The organism is Sphingomonas sp. (assembly GCF_019242355.1).
In the GTDB taxonomy this organism is placed as follows: Bacteria; Pseudomonadota; Alphaproteobacteria; order Sphingomonadales; family Sphingomonadaceae; genus Sphingomicrobium.
In genome coordinates this window covers 1-6,258 of record NZ_JAFAVR010000201.1, presented here as the reverse complement: position 1 = coordinate 6,258, position 6,258 = coordinate 1, and the positions used below count along the sequence as shown (strand labels likewise).

Here is a 6,258-nt window from a genome sequence, read left to right as displayed (position 1 = left end):
CTCGCGTGCGCCCAAGGTCATCGATGCCGACGGCCTGGGCCATCTGGGCGAGCCGGAACGTCTGCGCGGGCAGGATGCGATCGTCACCCCGCACGAGGGCGAGTTCAAGACGCTGTTCGGCGATCTGCCCGGCTCAAAGCCCGAGCGCGCGCTCGCCGCCGCTTCGATCAGCGGTGCTGCGGTCGTCTACAAGGGTCCGGACACGCTGGTCGCATCTCCCGACGGCCGCCTGGGCTTCGCTTCGCCCGCGCCCTCCTGGCTTGCGAGCGCCGGCACTGGCGACGTGCTCGCCGGGATGATCGCGGCGATGCGGGCGAGGGGGCTGCCGGCCTTCGAGGCTGCGTCGGCGGGCGTCTGGCTACACGGCCGCGCCGCCGAGATCGCGGGGCCGGCTATGATCGCCGACGACCTGGTCGAGGCCATCCCCAAGGCTATCGCCGCACTCTCATGAGCGATCCCGTCATTCGGATCGCGGCGCGTGGCGACGGAGTCACCGCCAGCGGCCGCCATGTCCCGTTCGGCGTCCCGGGCGATGTCTTGCATGATCGTGGCGAGCTTTTACCGGGTCCGCATCACCAGGCGCCGCCATGCCGCCACTTCCCCGAGTGCGGCGGCTGCCAGCTCCAGCATGCGGACGATGATGCCTACCGGGGTTACCTCGGTTCGCGCATCGAAACAGCGCTTGCCCAGCATGCGCTGACCACCGAGATTCGCGAGCCGCACCTGTCGCCGCCGCGAAGCCGTCGACGGGCGACCTTGCGGGCGTTGAAGGTGGGCGGCGGGGTTGCGATCGGCTTCAACGCCGCGAAATCGCACCGCATCGTCGATATGCGCGAATGCCATGTCCTACGGTCGGAACTATTCGCATTGATCGCGCCGCTTCGGCGGCTGCTCGGCGACCTGCTCGAGCCTCGCCGCCCTGCCGAGGTTCAACTGACGCTCGTCGATGGCGGCGTCGATGTCTTGCTCAAGGAAATTGCCGCCGACGACCTGCAGAGCATCGAAGGACTCGGCGCCTTCGCGTTGGCGCAGGATCTCGCGCGGCTCGCGATCGATCGGGGGCTCGGCCCTGAAACGCTGTTCGAGCCACGGCTCGCAACCGTCACCTTGTCCGGCCGACCGCTCGGCTTTCCCGTCGGCGGGTTCCTGCAGGCGACGCAGGACGGCGAGGGCGTGCTTGCCGCCAGCGTTCGCGAAGCGGTGTCTGGAGGCACGCGTGTCGCCGATCTGTTTGCGGGGTTGGGCACTTTCGCGCTCGCCACCGGTGCCATCTACGCCGCCGAGGCCTCGCGTGATGCCGCCGCGGCCCTGAAGAGCGCTGTGCCCACCATGGCCGTCGAGCATCGCGACCTTTATCGCCGTCCGCTCGCGCCTGACGAGCTTGCGCGCTTCGACGCCATCATCCTCGACCCGCCACGAGCCGGTGCGGAGGTGCAGGTCCGCGCCCTTGCGAGCCGTGCTGTCGGGCGGATCGCCTACGTCAGCTGCAATCCCGCGACCTTCGCACGCGATGCGCGACTGCTGGTGGATGGCGGATATCTTCTCGAGTGGGTGCGCCCGGTCGGTCAGTTCCGCTGGTCGACTCACGTCGAACTCGCCGCAGCCTTCAGTGGCCGAGGATGATCCTCAAGCCGGCGTGGGTCGTCAGGCCGACCACGCACAGGGTTGATAGGGCGAAAAGCGCGAAGCGCACGCGCACGACGTTCGTCGTCGCCTGGACGATACTGTGGAGCACCCGGAACGCGACATAGCCCCAGGCGAGATAGACATTGATGGGCGCGTCGAAGCGCATCAGGATCAGCGCAAAAACGATCGCGTAGAAGATCGTCGGCTGTTCCATCAGGTGGATGTAATTATGGGCTGGCCAGTGCGCCTTGCCGGGGACCGCCCGCTCCAGGTCGACGCCGCGCCCTCCATCGGGAATGTTGCGACCTCGCAGCATCGGCGCCCGTTTCACGGCCATCCACACCAGCATCAGGAGGGTCCAAGCCACCAGCGCGACAACAGGACCCAGCAATGGACTAATCGGCATCGGATATCCCCCGACCGGGACGCTGCGTCAGCCGATCGCGCTTGGCAAGCCGGCTAGAGTCCGTAAATGGCCATCGCGTCCCGACGGAACGCGGCCCCGCTATCCTGCCGGGCGTAGAACATGTGGCCGCCCGGATAAACGTGCAGCTGGATGTTCTGGAACGGCCCCTGGTTGGGCATCTGCGAAACGATCAGGCGCGACCCGAAATACGGGCAGGACAAATCGTCCCAGCCATGAGCGATCATCACCCGCATCTTGGGATCGTTGCCGATCGCCCGGCGCAGGTCGGTAACCGGCGAGTCCGTGGCGTCGCGCTTCCACGCCTTGTTCACGTCGTACGAGAGCGTTTCGTAATGCGCATCGCTCTTCCACCCGACCTGGTGGGTGATGAAGTCGACTGCGGCACTCGTCGTCGGGGCAATAATGCCGTCGAGCAGCGGATCATTATAGCGCGGTTGCGCCGAGCCCGGGAATGGGTCCCAGGCCGTCACGTTGGAGTCGTAGACGCTCCCAACCTCGCCTGTGTTGCGGCGGATCTCGCGGAGGTAGGTCTCGATATCGACCCTGCCGTTGAGCCGCTGCACCAGCGCCGGGTCCAGCCCGGTATAGCTCGCTACTCGGGCCGCCAGTCGGTTCGTCGCCTCGCGGTCGGCGGTGCCCGCCAGAAAGTCGGTCACGAACTGCGTGCGGGTGTAATTCTCCACTTCCGCCATGCGCTGAGGAGTCAGCGCTCCCTCTCGCTCGAAATGGCCGGCGGCCATCGCCGGCAGGTCGATCATCCACGGCAGCGGAGAAAGCGCCGTCTCGTCGCCGACCGCCGCCGGGTCGAGATAGGGAGAGACCATCACCATGCCGGAGACGCCGACGCCCATTCGGCTCTGCAGCTCATAGGCAAGCTTGGGCACTCGGAAGCCGCCATAGCTTTCGCCGATCAGATACTTGCGGCTCGTCAGGCGCTCATTCTGGACCAGCCAGTCGTAGACGACGCGGCTGAGGTATTCGATGTCCGTCTTGGCGTCGTAAAAGTCCTTCTTGGTCTCGTCCTCGTCGACCAAGCTGCGCGAGAAGCCGGTGCCCACCGGATCGATGAATACGAGGTCGGTGAAACCAAGCCAGCTATTCGGGTTGTCGTGCAGGGCAGCGCTGTCGGACGGGCTGTCGCCGGCCACTCCGAAGCCCACCTTCTTGGGGCCGATCGCGCCCATGTTGAGGAAAACCGACGAGGCCCCGGGACCGCCGTTGAAGGCGAAGGTCACCGGCCGAGCTTCGGCGGCGCCAGGCACCAAATAGGCGGTGTAGACGACCTGGCCGATCGTCTTGCCCTTGTCGTCGCCGATATCGATGTGGCCGACCGTCGCCCGGTATCGGATCAGTCGCCCGCCGATGTTCGCAGCCTGCTCGACAGTCTTGTCTGGCGACATGGCCGGCAGATTGATCTTGTCCTTGTCGTCGCCCTTGCCGGAGGGGTCATCGGCGAGAGCCGGACCGGCGAGGAAGACCGCCGCCGCTATGGACAGACAGGCAAGGGAAGGGCGCATCAATACTCCCGGGACCGTTCAACGTGGGCCCTCGGGTCTTACCGATTCGGCGGCAGCGAGCAAGCGACTGCGAAGCGCTTCGCAGATCGTTCGGCGAGCGTCGTCGAACGGCGCTCTACCGAAGACTTCCGAGCAATTGCTGCGCCTGGGCTAGATGGCCCTGCACGACCGGGATGGCAGCCGTCGCCGCCTGGCGCAGCTGGGGAACGTCGCCGGAGCTCGCATAGCCCTGCATCATCTGCAGCGCCATCTGGTGAGCCGGGATTTGCTGCGACAGGTACACGCGGTCGACGTTCGCGGGGCCTGCGGCGATCAGCTGTGTGATCATGCCCTTCTGCATCGGCGACAGCTCTGGTGGCGGGGGCACGACGCCGGCGGCCTTGGCCGTCGCCAAATTGCTGTTCGTGAGATTGGTATGATCGCCGATCAGCATCGATGCGAAGGCACGCACTTGCGGGTTCTGGCTGTGCTGAAGGGCGATCATGCTGGTCGTGATTTCGAAAACGTCGCCCGCTCCTCCGTAGAACAGAAATGCCTGCGCCTGTTGGGTTGCAGCTGCCTGCGGTGGCGTGGGGAGTGCTGCGTTCGCTGGAGCAACAGCAATAATAACAGCAGTAATCAAGCCAACGCACCCGTAGGAAATCCTCACCGCTGTTCTCCCGTTTTATTTAAGTTCGATTGTTTGCTTCGGAACCCGCGGAGTTGTTTCTCGTTCCGCGTCTTGGAAATTTTATCTTCACTCGAAACAGGGGTTAACAGATGGTCGCGATCAGGTTCGGCGGATATTGTCTAATGGGCGGGGCCATGATCGCGTCGGCGGCGATGCTGGTTGCGCAAGTGCCTCCGTCGGCTCCGATGCCGCAGGGACAGCCCGGCATTCCCGCCAGCGGCCCGCCCGCGAGCGCGGACAACCAGGCGGTCGTCGATGCTCTGAAGGCGATGGGTCTACGCCCCTATCACACGCTGACGCCTGCCGAGGCGCGCCAGCAGCCCACGTTCACGGATGGTGTCATGGCCGTGCTTCGGCAACAGGGAAAGCCGACGACACCGCCGCCCGGTACCACCGAGCGCGACATCAGCGTCGGCGGCGCGGCCGGTCCGCTTCACGCGCTTCTGATCAAGCCGACCGGCGTTCACGGCCCGGTTCCGATCATCCTCTATTTCCACGGCGGCGGCTGGGTGATCGCAGACAGCAAGGTTTATGCCGGCGGAGCGCGCGGCCTCGCCCGAAATGCCAAGGCGATGGTCATCTCCGTCGACTATCGCCGCGCTCCCGAAGCGGCGTTCCCGGCACAGCATGACGATGCGCTGGCCTCCTATCGCTGGGTGCTTGGCCACGCGAAGAGCCTTGGCGGCGACCCGTCGCGAATCGCATTTGCGGGCGAGAGCGCTGGTGGCAACCTGTCCGTGGCAACGGCCATGCTGGCACGCGACGCGGGCCTGCCGCTACCGCGCGCGATCCTTTCGGTCTATCCGATCGCCGGCAACGACCTGAACACGCCGTCGTATCAGGACACGTCCAACGGCCCGACGTTGAGCCGCGCGCTGATGGCCTGGTTCTTTCGCTACGTCGCGAACAGCCCGGCCGACCTCAATGACCCGCGGATCAACCTCGTCAACGCCAACCTCGCCGGCCTGCCGCCGGTGACGATCGTCGCGGCCCAGATCGACCCACTCCGTTCGGAAGGCGAAATGCTTGCCCAGCGGCTCGCCGCCCAGGGTGTTTCGGTGGAGCGCCGCGAATGGCCGGGCACGACCCACGAGTTCTTCGGGGCCGACGCGGTGATCGCCGCCGCGGGCGAAGCACAGGCCTGGGCCGGTCAGCGCCTGCACGACGCCCTCTACGGCGCGGCGTCCTTGCAGCCGGCGATGGGTCAGCCTCAGCGAGGTGAGCGCGGCTAGGACCGCGCACGCCTCGACCAAGGCTTAGTCGAACAGCTTCGCGAACGCCCGCTTGGCGCGGCTGCGCCAGGCGCCGCGGTGCCAGGCATCGCTGGCGAGAAGCGGGAGAACGCTGGTCGCCTCGGCGAACACCATTTGCTCCATCGCCGTCGAGACCTTGCCCCAGCTGGCCGCTTCCTGGAGCGTCGAGGAGGAGCAGGCGCCGTCGCGGACGTCGGCAACGGTAATCTGCACCGCGTACTTGTGCACCTCGACATCGTCGTGGCCCAGGATCTCGGCGCAGACGACCGTGTCCTGCGTGAAGTTCTTGGGAACGCCGCCGCCGATCATCAGCAAGCCGGTGGTGCCGGCCTCGATCTTGAGCTCGGTGAGCTCGCGGAAGTCGGCGATGGCGTCCAGCACCATGTAGGGCTTGCCGGCCTTCATCGCGTCGACCTGGTGCTTGACCAGCCCGAAACCGGCCGAGCTGTCGACGAACGCCGGGCAGAAGATCGGCACGTCATTCTCATAGGCGAGTTGGACGAGGCTGCCGGGCTTCTTCGCATTCCCTTCGCTCAGCCACTTGCCCATTTCGCGAATGAAGGCGCGGCTGGAATAGGCCTTCGGCTCCAGGCTGTTGGCGATCTCACCGATGGTGTGGTCGCAATCCTGCAGCTGCTCTTCGTCGATATAGGTGTCGTAGATGCGATCGATGTAGAGCGAGCGCAGCGTATCATCATCAGGGATTTCATTGGCTTGATAGTGCTTGTGGCCAAGCGCTTCGAAGAAATCCATGTCGACGACGGT

The 6,258-nt window shown here is 65.7% G+C and carries 7 protein-coding genes; 3 read left to right on the top strand and 4 right to left on the bottom strand.

Features of this window, described 5'->3' with window-relative positions; genetic code table 11:
* A partial coding sequence (locus JOZ79_RS10045; protein WP_294073730.1) for an ADP/ATP-dependent (S)-NAD(P)H-hydrate dehydratase occupies positions 1-451 on the top strand: 451 nt, incomplete at its 5' end.
* Positions 448-1,623 (top strand): class I SAM-dependent RNA methyltransferase, encoded by a 1,176-nt coding sequence (locus tag JOZ79_RS10040; RefSeq protein WP_294073728.1) that lies wholly within the window; start codon positions 448-450, stop codon positions 1,621-1,623. The genes JOZ79_RS10045 and JOZ79_RS10040, both read left to right, overlap by 4 nt.
* Here JOZ79_RS10040 and JOZ79_RS10035 read toward each other — a convergent pair.
* The 3 genes from JOZ79_RS10035 to JOZ79_RS10025 all read right to left on the bottom strand — a co-directional run bounded on the left by JOZ79_RS10035 (position 1,607) and on the right by JOZ79_RS10025 (position 4,192).
* Positions 1,607-2,032, bottom strand: coding sequence for an MAPEG family protein (locus JOZ79_RS10035; protein ID WP_294073726.1), 426 nt, complete (start codon positions 2,030-2,032; stop codon positions 1,607-1,609). The genes JOZ79_RS10040 and JOZ79_RS10035 overlap by 17 nt on opposite strands.
* Positions 2,033-2,085: 53 nt before the next feature.
* Positions 2,086-3,570, bottom strand: coding sequence for a peptidase S10 (locus tag JOZ79_RS10030; protein WP_294073724.1), 1,485 nt, complete (start codon positions 3,568-3,570; stop codon positions 2,086-2,088).
* A gap of 115 nt (positions 3,571-3,685) precedes the next feature.
* Positions 3,686-4,192, bottom strand: coding sequence for a DUF4142 domain-containing protein (locus JOZ79_RS10025; protein ID WP_294073722.1), 507 nt, complete (start codon positions 4,190-4,192; stop codon positions 3,686-3,688).
* A gap of 137 nt (positions 4,193-4,329) precedes the next feature.
* Between JOZ79_RS10025 and JOZ79_RS10020 the strand changes: the two genes are divergently transcribed.
* Entirely contained in the window at positions 4,330-5,472 is a 1,143-nt protein-coding gene (locus tag JOZ79_RS10020) for an alpha/beta hydrolase (protein WP_294073720.1), read from the top strand.
* Positions 5,473-5,496: 24 nt separating this feature from the next.
* Here the strand turns inward: JOZ79_RS10020 and JOZ79_RS10015 are convergent.
* Positions 5,497-6,258, bottom strand: a 762-nt coding sequence (locus JOZ79_RS10015) for a deoxyhypusine synthase (protein WP_294073718.1), incomplete at its 5' end; no start/stop codon positions are given.

Bases quoted from the DNA above. Each gene is read 5' to 3' on its own strand.
- JOZ79_RS10040 (WP_294073728.1), top strand. From the start codon at position 448: ATGAGCGATCCCGTCATTCGGATCGCGGCGCGTGGCGACGGAGTCACC.
- JOZ79_RS10020 (WP_294073720.1), top strand. From the start codon at position 4,330: ATGGTCGCGATCAGGTTCGGCGGATATTGTCTAATGGGCGGGGCCATG.
- JOZ79_RS10035 (WP_294073726.1), bottom strand. From the start codon at position 2,032: ATGCCGATTAGTCCATTGCTGGGTCCTGTTGTCGCGCTGGTGGCTTGG.
- JOZ79_RS10030 (WP_294073724.1), bottom strand. From the start codon at position 3,570: ATGCGCCCTTCCCTTGCCTGTCTGTCCATAGCGGCGGCGGTCTTCCTC.